General features: G+C 46.6%; 7 protein-coding genes. All 7 read right to left on the bottom strand.

All coding sequences use genetic code 11. The features are described from left to right. Positions 1-111: 111 nt before the first annotated feature. Entirely contained in the window at positions 112-1,383 is a 1,272-nt protein-coding gene (gene rhaA / locus QVE09_RS00415) for an L-rhamnose isomerase (protein ID WP_315935168.1), read from the bottom strand. 19 nt (positions 1,384-1,402) lie between these two features. Further along, the gene (locus QVE09_RS00410) at positions 1,403-3,472 is read right to left on the bottom strand and encodes a bifunctional aldolase/short-chain dehydrogenase (protein ID WP_315935167.1); all 2,070 of its coding nucleotides are present in this window, start codon (positions 3,470-3,472) and stop codon (positions 1,403-1,405) included. A 178-nt stretch (positions 3,473-3,650) separates the two neighbouring features. After that, positions 3,651-4,583 (bottom strand): glycoside hydrolase family 5 protein, encoded by a 933-nt coding sequence (locus tag QVE09_RS00405; RefSeq protein WP_397387001.1) that lies wholly within the window; start codon positions 4,581-4,583, stop codon positions 3,651-3,653. A gap of 411 nt (positions 4,584-4,994) precedes the next feature. After that, positions 4,995-7,334, bottom strand: a complete 2,340-nt coding sequence (locus QVE09_RS00400; protein ID WP_315935165.1) for a beta-galactosidase — start codon at positions 7,332-7,334, stop codon at positions 4,995-4,997. Between the two features lie 52 nt (positions 7,335-7,386). After that, entirely contained in the window at positions 7,387-10,722 is a 3,336-nt protein-coding gene (locus QVE09_RS00395; RefSeq protein WP_315935164.1) for a DUF5107 domain-containing protein, read from the bottom strand. Positions 10,723-10,895: 173 nt separating this feature from the next. Continuing rightward, the gene (gene treR, locus QVE09_RS00390) at positions 10,896-11,606 is read right to left on the bottom strand and encodes a trehalose operon repressor (protein ID WP_315935163.1); all 711 of its coding nucleotides are present in this window, start codon (positions 11,604-11,606) and stop codon (positions 10,896-10,898) included. Between the two features lie 127 nt (positions 11,607-11,733). Further along, on the bottom strand, positions 11,734-19,236 hold the full coding sequence (locus QVE09_RS00385) for a fibronectin type III domain-containing protein (protein WP_315935162.1): 7,503 nt from the start codon (positions 19,234-19,236) through the stop codon (positions 11,734-11,736). Positions 19,237-19,387: the final 151 nt, after the last annotated feature.

Below are 19,387 nucleotides of genomic sequence, written 5' to 3'. Positions count from 1 at the left end.
TATTCCTAGTATGGAAGCAATCGCCTCAGTTATGCATTTCAGCGTGATTATGCCAAAAAAACCACCATGGAATTTTCATTCCATAGTGGTTTATACGAAAAATAAATGCGGTTACACCAATGATTTATCACGCTGTAGTAATACGTCTTGTTCATAGGTTTTGATATCGGTGATCCACTTTTCACGAACTGGAACGCCTTGCTGAGCACAATAGTAGTCCCAGATCGCGCCAAACGGATAGGATTTGAACTCTTCCGTTAAGGCAAGGCGCAACGTGTAATCCCCTTCCAACTCGGCTTGTTTCAAAGCATCCACCGGTTCGAGCATCGCTCGGAGAAGGGCTTTGATCGTGTTGCGAGTCCCCACAACCCATGCAGCTACACGGTTAATACTTGCATCAAAGAAATCCAGTCCAATATGTGTGGTCGCAAGCAGATCATGTCGAACCAGTTCACGGGCAATTTCCAGCAACTCATCGTCCATAATTACCACATGGTCACTATCCCAACGCATCGGGCGGCTTACGTGAAGCAGAATGCCACTTGTAAACAAAGACAAGGACGACAGTTTATTGGAAATAACCTCTGTTGGATGGAAATGACCCGCATCCAGGCAGATTAACGTATCATTTTGCAAACCGTAACCCATATAAAATTCATGAGAACCCACCACATATGCTTCCGAACCCAGACCAAACAACTTACTCTCTACCGCGTCCAGGTTGTGCTCCGGGTTAAGTGGTTCGCCGAATACTTCATCCAGCGATTCTTTGAGACGTTTGCGTGGTGTCAACCGATCAACCGGATTATCTTTGAATCCGTCCGGTACCCATACATTGGTTACACAAGTCTGACCAAGCTGTTCCCCGAAATAAGCACCAATCCGGCGGGACGCCTTACAGTGATCAATCCAGAACTTGCGAATCTCAGAGTCTGGATGACTGAGCGTGAACCCGTCACTTGATTTTTCATGGGAAAAACATGTTGGGTTGAAGTCCAGACCAAGTCCTTGTTCTTTGGCCCATTTCACCCAGTTCTCATAATGCTTTGGCTCAATCTGATCCAGTTCAACCTGCTCGTCGGTATCCGTGTAAATCGCGTGCAGATTGACCTTATGTTTGCCGGGAATCAGAGCAAAAGCTTGCTCCAGATCGTTACGAAGTTCTGCAGGTGTGGTCGCAGCCCCCGGATATTGACCTGTCACGGAAATACCACCTGTTAACTCCCCATCTTTATTCAGAAAACCTTTGACATCATCGCCTTGCCAGCAGTGTACGGATACTTTGATCTCCGCGAGTTTGTTCAGTACCTCTTCCGTATCAATTCCGTGCTGGGCATACAATGCCTTGGCTGCTTCATACGCTTGCTTGACTTGGTTATCCATCCGCAAGAACCCTCCTAATTTAACGTGTAAATGCTGCCGGTACACCGCCATCAATGGTCATCATACAACCGGTTGTTTTTTCGGATTTCGAAGAAGCAAAGAATGCAATTCCCTCCGCAATATCTCTTGGATAGATATTCACGAGCAATGTCGTCCGTTTGCGATAATACTCTTCCAATTGATCCGGTTCAATCCCGTATGCCGCTGCACGTTCATTTCTCCATGAACCGTTCCAGATCGCTGACCCCTGTAGAATGGCATCTGGAAGAATCGTGTTGACACGAATGCCATACTCTCCGCCTTCTGCTGCAATACAACGTGCCAGATGTGCTTCCAGCGCTTTCGCTGAGCTGTAAGCAGAAGCACTTTTACCTGCATACACCGAGTTCTTGGACCCGATAAATACCATGCTTCCCCCAATGCCCTGTTGTTTCATCAGCTTGAATGCTTCACGAGCCACGAGGAAATACCCTGTGCCCAGTACATTCATGTTCAGGTTCCATTCTTTCAGGGACGTTTCGTCAAATGGGCTGGATGTGGCCAATCCTGCATTATTTACGATGATATCCACTCCGCCATATTGCACAGCAACATCTGCATAAGCAGATTGAACGGCTTCCTCATCGGTTACGTCCATTTTCAGCGCATAAGCACGATTCGCACCGTACTGATCATTGATTTCCTGTGCTACTTTCTGTGCGCCCTCCAGGTTGAGATCAGCAAGCACCACATGTGCGCCTTCAGATACCAATCTGCGTGCTGTTTCACTTCCGATCCCGCCTGCTCCACCTGTGATAAACGCCACTTTACGGGAGAATTCGGTTTCTGCCGGAGCCAGAGACAATTTGTACAACTCCAGCGGCCAGTACTCCACATTGTAAGATTCGTTTGCACTGAGCGATACGAATTGACCCAGGCTAGTAGCTCCACGCATAACGGCAATGGCTCTGTGATACAACGCTCCGCTTACTTGGGAAAGCGCCCAGCTCTTGCCTGTATTGATCATGCCCACACCTGGAATGAGGATAACGCGTGGTGCCGCTTCGAACATGACATCACCTTCGTTTTTGTTGCTCTCAAAATACTGTTGATATTGCTCTTTGTAGGCCGCGACACCTTCTACCAGCTTGGCTTTTAAGCCTTCAATATCTTCCACATCCGGTGTCCAATCGATGAACAGAGGTACCACTTTGGTATGTACCAGATGATCCGGGCAAGCCGCACCCACCTGAGACAATTGCGGAGAATCCGCCCCGCCAACAAAAGCAAGTACGTCCTCTTGATCGTCAAAGGACAAAATCATTTTTTTGCTATCCGATACCGCTCCACGAATTGTTGGCATTACACGTGATACGATCTGACGACGAACATCAGCGGCCAGTGCCGGGTGTTTCACACCACCGAACAAACTCCCTTCGTCCACCCGTGCTTCGATGAATGCTTCGGCTTCATTGATGATCTTGATGGTCTGAGCGTAACATTCCTCGGATGTTTCTCCCCAAGTCACAAGTCCGTGTTTTTCCATCAGTACGAGTTCGGCATTGGGATTCGAGAATACGCTTTCAGCAATCATTTTAGATAACGTAAACCCTGGACGTACGTAAGGCACCCATACAAATCGATCACCGTAGATCTCTTTCGCCAATTCCTTGCCGTTATGCGCACAGCAAAGGCTGATAATCGCATCCGGATGAGTATGATCCACATGTTTATATGGAAGGAACGCATGCAGAAGAGTCTCGATGGAGGCGCGCGGGTGCTTGGCATCAATCATGCAATGTCCCAGATATTCAACCATCTCTTCATCCGACATGGATTCACGTTCAATTAATGGTCGAATGTCTTCGAGCCCAAGTCCGGTAAAATGTTTCGCTTCCATGGAACCCAGATCAGAGCCGCTTCCCTTCACATACATTACTTCTACATCACGACCACGAAAATCCTTCACTGTCGTTTTGGTAGACGTATTGCCACCGTAGATGTTACATACACTGCGATCAGTTCCAATCAGATTGGATCGGTAAACCAACTGCTCAAGTCCTGTTGTTTTCTCAGATGCCTGCGATGCATTCCATAAACTCTGTACCATTTGTTTCCCTCCGATAATGTTTGTTTTATTCCTAATCTGAGTTTAACATCTTTGTTTTGTTTTGAAAACAAAGATGTTAAAACTAAACGGAAATATTCAAAAGTCATAGTGGATTAAGCACTTTTATTAAAAAAACACCCTGACGTGAACGTCAGAGTGTTCCTGTTTCATCGGCGGATTAGAAAATCCCCGCTTTTTGGGAAGTATTTTTAATACCATAGGTATCATTAACTACGGTGTTGCCAAAACTCGTTAGGCTTCCGTTCGGGCCTGTTGCCATGTCCAGATAGTTCAGACCGGAGCTATTTCCGTACCAAGACCACGCAAGCCAGCCTACCCCTTTTTCCTGACCATATCTCATGATGGCATACTCGTCCACATCACCATTCGTGTGATATCCCCCGAATTCACCAATGATCAGAGCTAATCCTTTGTTCAGCACATTCTCCATATTGGCTTTGACCGTTGCAGCATCTTTGCCAGCATACTCATACATGTGAATGGAGAAGACGGTGTTTTTCTGAGAATCGGCTGCAAATACACTTTGTCCATAATCCACTATGGATTGAGGGAACTGTCCCCATCCGGCTGCATCCACAATTAGCGTATTTTTGATTCCCGCATTTCTTAGTTTCGGAATGGCTTTTTTGTAGCCATCAGCCCACGCACTTCCATTCCATGTTCCATACCATTCATTGGCAATGTTGACGATTACCCGATCTTCTTTGCCAATCAAAGCTTCCTTAATGCTAATCCAGTAGTTCACTGCCGCATCCAACGAATTATAGTCATCTTTCCCTGTGGCGTCATGAACCTCGAGTACAGCTATCATTTTATTTTGGTTAACCACGTTAATTATATTTTTAACAGCGTTCAGATCGTCTTTGGTGTACAGGCTACCATTCGAAAGAACAATGCGTACCGTATTCGCACCTGTTTTGGCGATTGCAGGGATAGCGATATTCAAATCATTCTTGAACCAGGAATGTCCGTGATTAACACCTCTCATGACAAAAGCCTTACCTGTGGAATCATATAACTTGTTACCGCTTACATAAAATCCAGTAGCAGCAGATGCTTTAGGGGCGGCACTCCCCAATGCCATGAACATAAGAGCAGCAATAACCGTGAAGATTGTACACTTTTTCAGATTAACCATTCGTTTGGAACCTCCTGTATTTGTTTTTTTTATTTCAATTAACCTTGCTCCAGGCAAAAAGTTAACTAAAATCGTTGGTAATAGAAGTTTTTTGGTTATTAAATAAATCACAATTAACTTTATATAAGTTACGTTATTTAGTTTAAATAAACTTTATCGTTAAGGTTATGAAGTTATAATAAGTTGAAAACGCTTACCAGTCAAGATCTTTTTACCATGATTAGGAATCATTTGTTTTTACATAACACAGCAAAAAAGGCTCTCTCCCCTCACAATCGTTCGGAGAAAGAACCCTCTGTATTATTAACGACAGTTAACTCTTGTTTAAGTCTTGTTTATCTGTTGTTTAATCCCTGATTTAGACTAAATGTCTTCCTTAACTCCCGCCAATACCAACCCAACCCGGTACTGTGGTCTCACCCGAATCTCATTAAACTTTCCGACCTCCACGCCCTTAAACCGCTCCACATAAGCCTGATTCACATAACGCTCAATCGTCCCTTTTCGAATTGGGGTTATAGACAGACGAAGCGCGTGATCAGCCAGCAAATGACGGGATTGCTTCAAACCAAGCATCCAGTTGTGCCCATAGTGAATATGATCTGTTAACATCTGATGATGAATATGTGCTGCAGCAACGTCACCTTTATAATCAATCTCAATCCACACGTCATCTAATTGTTCCGGCCACGCTGTGTCCAATCTCAGTGTTGCTGCATACTCTTTCGGATATTCAACCTCTACAGCAGGCTCATAAGGCGTAACTTGGAATGTGTAAGTACTGAATATTCCCTGCTTCGACTGGGATGACACAGCATATGTAGAAGCTGAAATATGCTCTGGAGCCGGATAAAAGGATACCTCCATCTCTGGTTGTTCCACGGATGTGCATATGAGCATCTCATTCTGTACATACAGATGACTGCTGCTAATTACAAGCCTATCTTCTCCGCCCACACAGAAACGGTAGGCATGTAATGCCTCTTCACGGGTCAATGTAATGATACGTATGATTATACCGTCCGATGTTGTGATTCGCAGATGATGGTCCTTGCCTGCAATCGGGTGAATCACAACTTCATTCCCCTGCTCCGATATTTTACCTTCGGGCATCTCCACATTTGTAACAGATGATGCATCAATAACATACTCAGGCATCATACCTTCATGGGCATAAAAGACTGCCGTAAGCTCCTGATTTACCATAAATCGGGTCAGTGGCTGAACGGTAGCACTAATGATCTTCATTCCATTCAAATTCATATGGAAAGGCAGAATAGCCGCCATGCCGGATTTCAGCTGCATCGTTCCTTCTCTTGGATAAAAAGCAGTCCCTTTGCTGGTATGCAGCTCCAATTGGATATCTCGATCAGGCAACGCCACATGATCCTGATAATTATTCATGAACAGGAATCCCGAGCCATCTTGTTGGCGAACAGACCAACGCATATCCATCGTGTTCTCAGGTGTTATCGCATGTTGACCATCCGGTACAACACAGCCCATTGGGGCAAGCAACTCACCGTATGCTTCTAGGAACATGGACAAGCTTCGAATGCGGTCATACGATTCACCAATACGTCCAAATTCTCCGAGTGGGGCTTGGTAATCATACGTCATTTTCGGCAATGCCTGTTCGTTCATATAAGATTTTTGCCCTACCGGATTGGTACCGCCGTGATACATATAATATCCGACCAGATTACTGCCATTTGCCAGCTTCACAATGGTCATCGCCTCGACACTGTCCGCATCAACAACCGGACGAGCGTTATAACTGACCTGCATGCCACCAGCAAGCTCACAATACGCAGCAGGGTACTCCAGACTGTCATAATCCACTTCTTCCACAGGATTCATATGAAGATCCCGGAATAAATACTCCCGGCTTGGAGGTTGATTGGGAATCCATGGTGTGTAAGCATACCCCGCGAGCATGGGCAATGTTCCTTCTTCAGGCACCGCAGCATTCCCCCAGGCCGTGGCAGTATAGAACATGGGGTGCATACCGACTTCTTCGGCAATACGGCGAAGCAACTTCAGATGTTCACGCCCGTCCCGACCAGAGGAAATGTACTTGTCACGTGTATAACCCCAGGTATCCATGGGTGCGCCAGCGTGCATGTACTCATTTTCCAACTGTACCCCGATAACAGGGCCACCCTCCTGATAAAAACAGCCGTTGAGCTGACGGGCAATCTCCCGATATAATCGCTTGGCATAATACAGATACCCTTCATCGTTCGATCTCACTTCAAATGGATAACTGAATAACCAATCTGGCATCCCGCCATTACGAACTTCCCCATGACAGAATGGACCAATCCGCACGATCAATGGCAGCTGATGTTTGCCGCATAGATCCACAAAGTGCCGCAAGTTCAGGTTTCCTGACCAATTAAATTCGCCTTCCTGCTCCTCGTGAAAATTCCAGAAAACATAGGAAGCGACAATGCTCACCCCGCCTGCCTTCATCTTCAGTAATTCTTCTTCCCACTGCAAGTAAGCGAATCTGGAGAAATGAAACTCACCTACCACGGGAATATGCGGTTTAGCATTACGAGTCATATAATAGTTGGTAAAATCATACGATTCCCCTCGTGGGCTTTTGCCGCCACTGCCAGTCATACGACCCGCACGAATGTCCTTATCTTCCGCGTCCAATGTAAAGCGAATATGGCTTCCTGCTATACTATCGTTCATGGATTATATAACTCCTTTGGTATAGATGGGATATGGTAGAATCGATTATCAATTATCGATGGATGATTGCCCCTTGATGATTGGGGTTCTTCTCCAGAACCCCTTCCAACTCAAGTTCGGCTTCACTTGTCCGACCAAGGCCAAGAAGACCTAATGCTCGCATGTATCGGCAATGTTCTTCATTTCGCTGATCTAGATCGTCGTGAAACACTAGGAAATCGGGCAGAGATACCGCAAAATAATCCATTCGGATGTGATCATGCATATGTCTTTCCGCATAGTCAATGAGTTTGTTAAAGCGTCGGTTTGCTTCCTTCACATTGCCAAGCTTCTGCCAGGCCAGGCCCTGATAATAGATGGATTCCGGCGGTTGGTCATTATAAAACATCGCGCTTGCCGGTTCATTCAAACCGATTGACGCCCTCTGAAAACTCTCCTCTGCCGCCTGATTCTTCTTCAGTTGCTGGTAGGCACAGCCAAGATAAAAGTAAACTGGGTTGTCTCCGGCTCCTTCCAATTTACCTTCACCTAAGTTCTCCGGGTAAACCAAAGCCTTCTTCAACAATTCCAATGCTAGTTCAGGTTGTTGTTTCTCCAGATTTTGCTTCGCCAGTCCCGTCAGTGCAGTAACATATTGTCCAGTTACCTTGCCTTCTCCACCCTCCCATGGATGAAACCGCCGGGTCTGAAGTGCATTCCATGCTTCTTGATGACTACCTTGCATATTCAATAAAGTCACCCACTCGATATACAGATCATCACGGTGGTGAACCAACTCCATATGTTGTTCCAGCAATTTGATTCGATGCTCGCAGGAATACCCTATCTTCTTGTGCAATTGATCCAACTCGTAGAAGATTCGGGCATCCAGTGAATCCAAACGGAAAGCTTCCTCTAGTGATGCCAGTGCAAGATCGGGGCGATTCAGCTTGTTATAATAAGCCAGACCCAGATTCCGATGTACAGTCGAATATGCATCCACCTCGCGTGAAGTTTCCCAATGGGTGATTGCTTCCTCATAGCGTTTATGATCATATAACCAATTTCCCAGGTAATAGTGAGCACGCGCATCATTCGAATCCACTGCCAATGCATCCTGAAGTACCATGAATTCAAATAACGTGTTAGGAAAGCAATAATCCGTTGGAGCAACTTTCCCCTGCTTTTGATATTCCCGGGCCTGCTCCACATCCCCCAGTTGACGATACACGTAGGCTTGGGCATAACCAACCATAGGATACGGCTGTGAATTTTCGGATTCAACATAGGAGAGTACCGTCAGTGCTTCTTCCCACAACCCACAATCCGCGTAATCCGCGGCTAGATTTAGATAATTATGAACGTCTCCTCGCATCAGACGATGGAAATGCTCACGCGCTTGCTCCGCTTGTTCTCTCTCTGAAGGTTCAGTTGCTCCACTGTAGATCAGGACTAATTCATGTGCAGCTCCAAATTCAACCGGGTCCAGTGTCAATGTCTCACGCGCATATTGGATCGCCTGCTTATCTTGACCCAATCTACGCAGCAAAGCCACTTTCAGATGTCGAGCCTTATAATTTCTGGTGTTACGAATCAGCGAACGTTCGATGTGATCCAAAGCTTCGATGTAGCGATGTTGCCCCGTATCGATCTGAGCAAGCATGTAATAACCCGTATCCTGATACTGTGCAGACCATACGGCTTTATACAGTGCTGCGTAGGCTTCTTCCTGTTTCCCCTGTAATTTCAAACTCAGACCGAGTTGGTAAAATGCTTCACTATCATACGGATTCGTATTTTTCCACGTCAGCGATTGAACGGCCTGTCTGAAATGCTTCTCTGCATCTTGGAACAACCCTCTACGCAGCAGCAATGTGCCATACGCTATGTTTAGACGAATATCCGTTGCATCACGCTTCAACCCTTCCAGATAATAAGGTTCCGGTTCATACGTGGCATGCCGATATTGCTCCAAATGAAGACCAGCCAGATATAGTTGTTCATTCGTACGAATCTCGGATGGTAGCGGGAGTGGTGTGGCCGGATCTGGAACTTCCTGAATCTCAGAACGTTCAGGCTGATAGGCCACGAGTACTCTTCCTTCCGCACTTCGAACACTTAACTTCAACTGATGCCATTCATCTTGTCCGCTCCACGGAAATGAAGATTTATATAGTTCCGTAGGTGAGATATTACATCTCTCATGGAGATATACCGTGGTTGGACCTATCACTTCAACGGTCACTTGTTCAAAAACCGACGTCGCATATACCCTCACGGTTACCATTCCGGTCGTTTCATCCTTTTCCAGATTAACCGCTGCATCAATCGATGCATTTTTGACCATACCAATTCCTTTATACGGCATAAAATACTGTGAAAATGATTTCGCTTCATAAGGCTGTAACCATGTAAAATCAGGCTGATTATCGGTATAGATCCCGGTCATTAATTCAATATAAGGTCCATCCTCGTCCGTTAACTGACGATCCCAGGCTTGCCCAAATTCCCCGTTCCCCCAGGTCCATTGCTTCTTGCCCGGAGAAATATGATGATTGGCTACATGCAACAAACCTGCCTGAATCCCATGGTCATAACCCCCTACAAAATTATAATCCGACTTATAAGCCATATAGGATGTGGGAACCGGTATGTTTTTGTATCGCGAGATATCCACACCTTCGGAATAGTCCATTTTGTAATAGGTGCCGGTTGCGATGGGAAAGCGGGATACGTCCCGTTTTCCGTGGTCCAGCACAGCCGTTACATCAGGCGGAAACACGGATTGCGTATGATCGTTGACGGCTACAGCCGGGTTGGCCCACCATAGAAAAGTTTGAGGTGCGCTGGTGCGATTGTATACCTCGGCATGGATTTCAAGATAGGCTTTGCCGGGATGTAATGTGAAGCCAGCGGTCATTTTGGTGCCATACATGCGATCAATCTCACCCACCCACACGGTAGCGCTTCCATCTTCATTACTGCTAAATGTATAGTCGACTGGACCAAATGTGTTGGGCCGATGATGCTGTGGCCAGTTGAATTCAATTCCTCCGGAAATCCATGGCCCTGCCAGACCCACGAGCGCAGGTTTAATCACCCGGTTATAATATACAAAATCGTAGTTGTTGGTCCGATCCAGCGCACGATAGATCCGTCCCCCCAGTTCGGGCATCATCTCGATACGTACATATTCATTTTCGAGAATAATTAATCGATACGACTTCATTTGGGCCTCATCTTCAATGCTGTCGATCACGGGATGCGGGTACACTTTACCCGAACTTCCCTGGTAGATTCTCTTTTCAAGAAACATCGGATTTTTGTCCGGTTTACCTGTACCATAGGTTAGAATATCTCTGGGTTCTTCCCATATGCGAACATTTGGTGTCGCTGTCACGTGATTCAACTCGCTCACTCCTCGGCCTCGTATATATTGTGATCATACGCTTCGACGTGCAGGAAGAACATTGACATTAAGCGGTTCTTGATGGACGATCTTCGGATTCCCACATAACCAAAGAGAGTACCTGTCCACTGAATAATGCAGTGAAAGGTACTCTCTGATCGATCTTGATTAACTTATCTTCGACGTGCAAAATCCACAAATCTGAACTTGTCCGGTCGATGCCTCGACTCCGTATACTGAAATTGACTGGCATCCTCCAGGTACACCTGGCTCCTCACCACAACCACATTATGGAACCCTTCAAGGTCAAGCAGTTCCCTGTCCTCAGCGGTGGGTTCTTCCACCAAAATCTCTTTTTTGGCAAACGAAATGGAAAGCCCCAGCTCTTGCTCAATGTACTCATAGATGGAATCATTACAGATCTCTTTGCTGAGCCCAGGAACAAGCCGCTGGCTGATGTAATCTTTGTCCAGTATGACATGCTCTCCATCCACTTTACGCACACGTCTGATCTCCCAGACCTGTTCATTCAGACCAAAGTTAATTTTCTTGTGCAACGCCTGATCCACCTGCTGCTCTTCAAAAACCTTCACATACGTTTGAGCGCGATGTCCCATTTTTTTGGCTAATTCCTTGAAGCTAACCAGACCTGAGATGGGAAAATCGATCTTGCGTATGTCCAGTACAATCGAACCCTTGCCTTGAATCTTCTGAATATAACCTTCTTCATACAACATTTTCAATGCCTTGCGAATAGTCTCTCGAGACGTTTGATAACTTTCCGATAGGTCCAGTTCCGATTGAAGCAGCGTACCTGCCTCAATCTCTCCGGTCCGAATACGATCTGCAATATCTTGATATATCCGGATAAATTTATTATTCATTATTCATCACCATTGTTCATTACCCTTTTTTTATCATATTGGCAACCATTATAGCATTAAAAACCAATCAAGCGGTAATGGCATTACTGGCGATGATCGCAGTATCACATGTAAGAATCAAATCAATCTAGATATGACGATCGAACGCTGACGCTTTCTCCACTTGATCTGTACGGTTCTCATCCATGACTTGAATCAGCTTATTTAAGCGGAAGATCAGCGCTGCAGCTTCCGATCTGCTTAAATGCTGCATGGGACGGAAGCTGCCGTCTTCATATCCGGTAATCATGTACAAACCCGCAAGTTCCTGCACTTCTTCTTTGGCCCAATATGATACATCAGTCTGGTCGGTAAACGCTCTTGGGGAAGTCAGCGGTTCCGGTCTGATTTTGCGAACAACATTTGCTATAATCTTGGATGCCTGTTCACGTGTTACCAGCGCATACGGAGCGAATTTGCCGTTCCCCATCCCTTGAACCATATCATGATGAACGGCTGCCTTAATCTCAGGAGCGAACCAATCATCATCGTTCACATCCTGGAATCCATGCTGTTCATTAACCGTTGTGTCCACACCCATCAAACGCACAATCAATGCGGTAAACTCTGCACGTGTGATCGGACGGCGTGGTTCGAAGCGTGTTTCACTTACACCTTGAATGATATTTTGTTCCGCCAGCCAGGTGATCTGGTCTCTATTGAATGTTTGGCTGATATCAATAAATTTGATATTTTTTTTCGCAGGTACATCAGGTTGCTCAGACGGTTCAGGTTGTGAACTCACCTCATCGGCTTGTTCCAATGTAACGTTTGGACTCGGGGTTGCACCGCCACCGCTCCAGGCGGATGGTGGATACGGAAAAGTCATGGCTGCTGCCCGTTTGCTTTCACTTTTTTCACCCGCTGAATTCTCTGTCCATACAACCACCTCATAATGCTGCTCGGCATTTAGCCCTGTCCATACATAACTGCGCTGCGTGCCACGGTAGATCTCACGATCTTTATGGGTGATCACAATTACCTCATTCATTGAATCCAGTTCCCAAGTTAGCTTAATCGTATTAGTACCTTGCGCTATGGCTGCTACTGTCAGTTCCTCGGAAGGCAAAGTCTCGAATTCCGGAACCTGGAGCGCCTCACCCTCCCCTGCCTCATTGAATGGAATGATTGCAAAGTCAGTATAACGCTCTGCACTATTTAATTCTGACACATGTATGGATGTCTCCGTTGTTGTCCCCACAAGCTCTTCATTTCGATAGACCCGATAACCCGCAGCACCAGGAATCAGTTCCCATACAATGTCTGCACCATACATCGAACGTCCCTCTACTACAGGAGGAGAAGAAGCACTACCGGGCAAAGTCATGGCATGAAGGTAATAACCACCATCACTACTGCCCGAGGCATTCATGGTCTTAACTGTATAGATATAGTTCACGCCCGGTTCGAGTTCCTTGTCGTCATAGAACAGTTCGTCTGCAGGAACACGAGTAACCTCTACACCGTCACGCTCAATGATGAACTGCTCGGCACCTTCGACCCGGCTCTGTTCCAATAAAAGACGAATGTGGTCCTTCGCCGAATGATACTCCACTTTGACAGGAGCTGCTGGCTTGGTCAGGACAGAATACGCCAGCTTCTCCGATGTATCTCCCTGATCATTCTCTGTGTAGATTTCAATCGGGTACTGCTTGCCTGCATCCAGTTGATCAATAATAAACTCTTTTTGTTTGCCTCGGTATACTTCTGTACTATCCAGCAATACAACGAAAGTTTCGTTCCCAAATGGGAAGTCCCATTCCAGTTTGGCGTGATCAGTCTCAGGATATATCTTCATTTCCAGCGAATCTACATGAGGCAAGGTGTAAAAAGGAGTCACGGTCATTGAGCTTCCTGAACCAGCCGTATTATAAGGAATAATCTGTACGTGATCATATCGGGTTGCACTCTCCAGATGAGTTAATCTCACCTCTGTGATATCCCCTTCTTCAATCGTGGTGATGATCTGATCTCCGATACGTATGGTATATCCCTCCGCGCCTTGTACCTTTGGCCAAGAGATCAATCCTTCCTTTTCCCCAATCTTGCTTGCATGTAAAGGTTCATGGATGGTTGCTGGCAACGTTCGCAATTGAACTTCGAAACCGGAATCACTCTCCCCCGTTGCATTCGATGTTTTGATGGTATACGAGTAATGCTCTCCTGGTGTCAGTCCATGATCTTCAAATGAAGCCTGATCTGCTGGAACCTTAGCGACTTCAACGCCATCCCGCATAATGATGAATTGCTCTGCTCCCCGTGTGGAGCTTCCAGTCAGGTCCAGTACCGCAGTCTGATCTGTAATGTGTGTTATACCTACCGTCTGAGGTGATATAGGTTTCGTTAAAACCTGAATCTGAATAGACTCTGACCGATGGCCATCTTCATTAATCGCAACAAGTTCGAATTCATACGCTGTGCCATCCAGCATACTATTGAGATGTACAGACGGTTCAGACACGCTCTGTATATCTCCCGTTACCCGATTACGAATCTCATATGCAGCCGCTCCCTTAACAACATCCCAAGCCAGATCCACCGCATGTGTTCCGGCTTTCACTGTGATACCTTCTGCAACTAATGGCAACGTTTGAGTCATTATACTGAAAGTAAGCGGCGCACTCGTTCCACTCGCATTGACTGCCCGAATGACATAAGTGTATTTCGTTCCTGGCGACAGATGCTTGTCTACGAATTGGGTTTCACTTGAATCCATCTGAGCGATCTCTCTTCCATCCCGTTCAATGACATAATGATCTGCCCCTTGGACACCAGTGTTACTGAAATCCAGACCTAGGCTGTTTTTTGCCACATCATATACTGGAACCTTATCGGGTTTCTGAGGCAAAGTCAGCAGAGATACATCCGTCGCTTCAGAACGAGTTCCCTGTCTGTTGACCGCCCATAGTTGATAGCGATGCCACGTTCCATCCTGGAGCCCTGTAATCGTTGCTTCATTCTCCATTCCTCTATAGATCTCCTTGCTATTCTGCTCGATCACGTATTCAGCGGCACCTTCCACGACAGACCAGGAAACTTTTGCCCGATGTACTCCTGGATCAACAAGTACTTCGGCAGGCGACACAGGTTTGGACAATCGGATGAGCTGAGCTGTTTCACCTGATCCAGAAGCATTCACAGCCTGAACTTCCAAAGCGTACTCTGTACCCGGCAACAATTCCTCAGCCGTGTAGGTCAGTTCTGATGTTCTGCCCACTTCTGTTCCATTGATTTTCACAATATAGAGATTTGCCGTATCTACAGCTTGCCATGCAAGTCCCATACTTGTTTCACCCGTCCATATGACATTCAGTCCTTCCGGCCTGCTAGGTAGCGTAAGAATTGTACTACTGGTGGATGCACCGTACCCGGCAGCATTGCCTGCCTGTACTTCATAGGTATACTCACGACTGCTTGACAGATGGTAGACTGCGAGTTGTGTATCTGATATCTCATGGCTCTGTCCATCGATGACCACCCGATATTTCGTTGCCCCAGCTACAGGCTCCCAGCTCAAGATCGCTCCCTGTTCAGTTACTTGAACAACGTGAAGTCCCGACGGGCTCTCCGGTAGCGTTGTTCCTGATACCAAACTGCGCATCCCTTGTCCACTTCCATTCACTGCTTGTACATCCAGTTGATAAGATGTTCCTGAACTCAGTCCCGCAAAGACCCATTCTTGGGTTCCGGCAGGAACCGTTCCCGACTTCTCTCCATTCAACCATAACTCATAACGATCGGCTCCTCGTACTGCTTCCCAATTCAGACGAAGGCTCGCTGTGGAAGCATCTGATACCTGTAAGCCGGATACCTGTCCAGGTAACGTCTTGAGCAAAGGTAAACCTGCCAACGGCCCTGGTCCTGTCTCATTTCCGGCAATTAACGCATAGCTGTACTCCGTTCCGCTATCCAGACCCGAGTCCAGATACTCCGTCTGCTCTCCTTCATATATAGCTGTTCCATCGCGTGAAAGACCATAATACGTTGCAGAAGTCACTGTCTCCCATTCTAATGAAATATCATGATCCTGAATTTGAACGGCCATAAACTCACCGGGCATTGCCGGCAGTGTGAGAAATCCGGTTCTGCTGCTACCACCTGCTCCACTTTCATTCATTGCCGTTACCGAGATGTTATGAATGGTTCCTGGAATGAGGTTGCTGACATAGGGAAGGCTGTCAGGATCAGATACTGTCTGATCAAATACGATGGCACCGTCTGAAGTAGTCGCAATAATGCGGTAAGCATCTGCTCCTCGTACTGGATCAAATTGAATCTCGGCCAAATTGGGCTGTGAATCTACTTTTCGAACGTGCAACGTTCCGGGAGCTGTCGGAGTAGTTAATACTTGAGCGCTTACTGCATCACTTACTCCGGTATGGTTTCTCACTCTAACTTCATATTCATAGACCTGACCACCGCTTAGGGAGTGATCGATTATACTGTGCTTAGGATAGTCCAGTGTCCATGACTGTCCTGTCGTTTTATTCGATATCTCATACTGATATCCATCGGTATACCTTTCCCCCGTCGGTAAATCCACTGTAAGTTCAGCTGATGTCTCAGTGATCTGTGTCATTCTCACATGACTCGGTTGCTCGGGCTTGCGTTGAATATGGTAAGGTGATGTTGTTGTCTCATATGTATTCCCTGCTCTGTCCATGGTTTTGGCATGGATGTACCATATGCCTTCCGATTCGATGGATATTTTATGCTCGTCAGAGCGAGCTTCAAGCCAATGATCCGGTGATTCTGCACTGTTCGTAACTTGATAGAATCGTTCCAGTTCCTGAACGCCTGAGTGGGCGTCGGCATACTGAATGGTAGTGGATATGTCCGTGTCCGTCCAGCCATGTCCGTTCGGAGCAAATGTAATCGTTGGAGCCATCTGATCCACATAGGCGATTCGACTGACTTCCTTGCTCACATTGCCAACGGCATCCCTCGCTCGGGCCCGAATGGTGGTAGCCCCGTTTGTACTTACTGTACCGGTATTTCCTGTCATATACGGGGCATCATTCATGCTGTATTCATAGGATATCGCTCGTTCATCCACACTACCAGCGATATTGAATTGCACATGTTCTTTACTCCATCCAGAAGAACTTAAACTAATCACCGGCTCGGTTGGAGCTGTCGTGTCGATTCGAACCGTAGCCTGAGCGGACGTGCTTATATTGCCTACACGGTCAAGTGAGCGTGCATATACGATCGTTTCTCCCTCATCGGTAACCGTCACTTCGCCCGTGTAATCGATCCAGGGGCCTTCTTCGTTAAGTCGATATTGGCTCTTGGCAAGCCCGCTGCCTGCATCTTCACCACTGTTTATTACAAAAGTTACATCCTGATTCGTCCAATCCTCTTCACTTAACGTAATCGTTGGTTGCTCAGGCCCAGTCTTGTCGATTCTGGCTGTTGCCGAAGTGGAAGCACTAACATTGGCGGCCCGATCAACACTTCGTGCATAAATCTCGGTTGTCCCTTCTTTACTGAGTGCAAAAGGGGTCCTGTAATCAATCCATTCTCCCTCGCTTCCCAGCTTATACTGTGTCAGACCAATGCCACTTGCTTCGTCCGTACCTTCCGTTAATGTCACGATTACCGCCGCTTTTGTCCATTCGGGCGGATTCAGCGAGATAACAGGTGGCGTTGGTGCCGTCCGATCTACTCTGGCTGTCACAGCCGTTTCCTGTCCTGTATTACCAAACGCATCCATACTGCGAGCCATAACTGTTGTGTTGCCTTCGCTGCTTACGGTAAACGGAGCACTGTATTCACGCCATTCTCCTGCTGGACCAACCTTCACTTCAGTCTTTTGAGTTCCGCTCAAGGCATCTTTTCCCTCTTCAACCGTGACGAGAACATCCTCCTTGGTCCATGAGGATGGAGTGACTGTAACAGATGGGGCAGTTGGACCCGTCGTATCTTTAATCATCTCTCCGGCGGATATAAATGGGGTCTGTACTCCTTCTCCATTCACTGCCGCCACAAATACTTCATATTTTCCATCCGCGAGTCCGGTCAGGGCAAACTCTGTACGTGTGGAAGTTGTTGTTCCCGTTGCGAGGACTTGCCCGCCTGGACTACGTATTTCCGTTTTGTAATGAGTGCCCGCAGGGTTGCTATTATTATTCCAACTCGCTGTAACAGAGTTGCCTGATTGTGTCACAGCCGCAGCCGCGGGTGGATTGGCCAGTGTATGCTTGGAAGCTGGACTGGAGTAACCCGTATAGGAACCACTTGAGTTTTTGGCCCGTACGGCAAAAGAATAACTGGTATTTGGCGTGAGCCCAGTCACCTGCCGACTGTTTGATGTACCTGTATCCACGATCTGATTCGTCGTCATATTCTTCAGTTCATAAGTAACGGATGCATCATTCGCCTTCTTATCCCAATTCACCGTCAAGTTATTAGAATTAACCAATGTATATGTCGGCGTTCCGGGCACAACAAAACTTCTTACCATAAAGTTAACGGTTCCTGCGGAGGACACCCCACCTTTGTCATCCATGACCCATACTTGCAATGTGTGTGTGCCATCTGGCAGGGTGTCAGGCAATGTGTAATTGGTGTTGAAAGACTGATTTAAACCCGTTGCGGTCATCTGGGTAAGAATGTTCTCGGACCCACCATCAATGGACCATTTCACGGTCAACAAGTCGCCTACATCCGTATCTCGCGTTGTACCAGAGATCTGAAGTTGCTCGCCTTTGTAATAGGTTTGACCCGAAGAGGGTGCTGTTAAGGCAAATGAAGGTGGAGCATTTTTGGGGCCAATCCCCACAATCGTTGAAAATTTACGTGAAGCCTGATTTGCTGTTGTCTTGGCGTCCCACCAAAATTGTGCAGCTGTATCACTCGCCGTAACGGTCTGGCCTGGAATGAACGCTGAAGGTGAAGACCCTCCTGTGAGTTGGGCGCTGTCTGGGCTGCTGTACTGGCCCATATATATGCGATCTGCATTCACAACATTGTACGTATTGGCATAAAAAGCCGTTACCTGAACACCACCGCTATAATTGCGCCATCCATTCTCGATGACTTCAAACGGAGATGCATCATTGCCATTCACCATCGTATCCCAATAAAATGTTCCTCCCAGATTCAGTGCCGTTCCACTACGGTTGATAGCTTCCAGTTCAACCTTCATGTACCCACCTTGTGAGGTAGCATTAACGATAGATACACGCAAAATATATTCCACATTGTCCTTTTGCCGGGACATTTCAATCACATTATTGTTAATTCGGTAATAATTCAGCGGTAATGTTTTGAAGTTCACGGGAGATCCGTTGTGGTCGATAATGGTGGATACATTCCCTGTATCGCCGCCATAAAATACATTTGTGTTTGGTAGTAATACAATTCTGTATTTACCATCACTGTTCATCTCCACTTTCACCTTGGAGGACTGTACAGCCTTCATGCTGGACGTATCGGATACAATCCCGATCGTTTCAACCGTATCAGCCATTACCGTGGTTGCGCCCCAATCAAGCAATAGGGCTTGAGGTGACAATAACGCAAATGCCAGTACCACCTTGGTTAGCTGTTCCGCTTGTTTCTTCACACGTTTTCCTGATTTCTTCAACGTCTACTCTCCTTTTTGGCACACAAAAAAGGGAGGCACCCCAACAAAGGAACGATGTCCTAAGTTGGGGTGCCTCCCCTAACAAGTGTCATTTTTTCTTGATTATAACGATTAAGCGCATGAATGTAAACACTTGATCATGAACGCCTTA

The sequence above is a fragment of the Paenibacillus sp. ClWae2A genome (assembly GCF_032452295.1).
GTDB lineage: Bacteria > Bacillota > Bacilli > Paenibacillales > Paenibacillaceae > Paenibacillus.
This window is presented reverse-complemented; position numbering and strand designations above follow the sequence as displayed.

What these genes read in the sequence shown, in the direction of transcription:
- rhaA (WP_315935168.1), bottom strand. Translation starts at nt 1,383, where the DNA reads ATGGATAACCAAGTCAAGCAAGCGTATGAAGCAGCCAAGGCATTGTAT.
- QVE09_RS00410 (WP_315935167.1), bottom strand. Translation starts at nt 3,472, where the DNA reads ATGGTACAGAGTTTATGGAATGCATCGCAGGCATCTGAGAAAACAACA.
- QVE09_RS00405 (WP_397387001.1), bottom strand. Translation starts at nt 4,583, where the DNA reads ATGTTCATGGCATTGGGGAGTGCCGCCCCTAAAGCATCTGCTGCTACT.
- QVE09_RS00400 (WP_315935165.1), bottom strand. Translation starts at nt 7,334, where the DNA reads ATGAACGATAGTATAGCAGGAAGCCATATTCGCTTTACATTGGACGCG.
- treR (WP_315935163.1), bottom strand. Translation starts at nt 11,606, where the DNA reads ATGAATAATAAATTTATCCGGATATATCAAGATATTGCAGATCGTATT.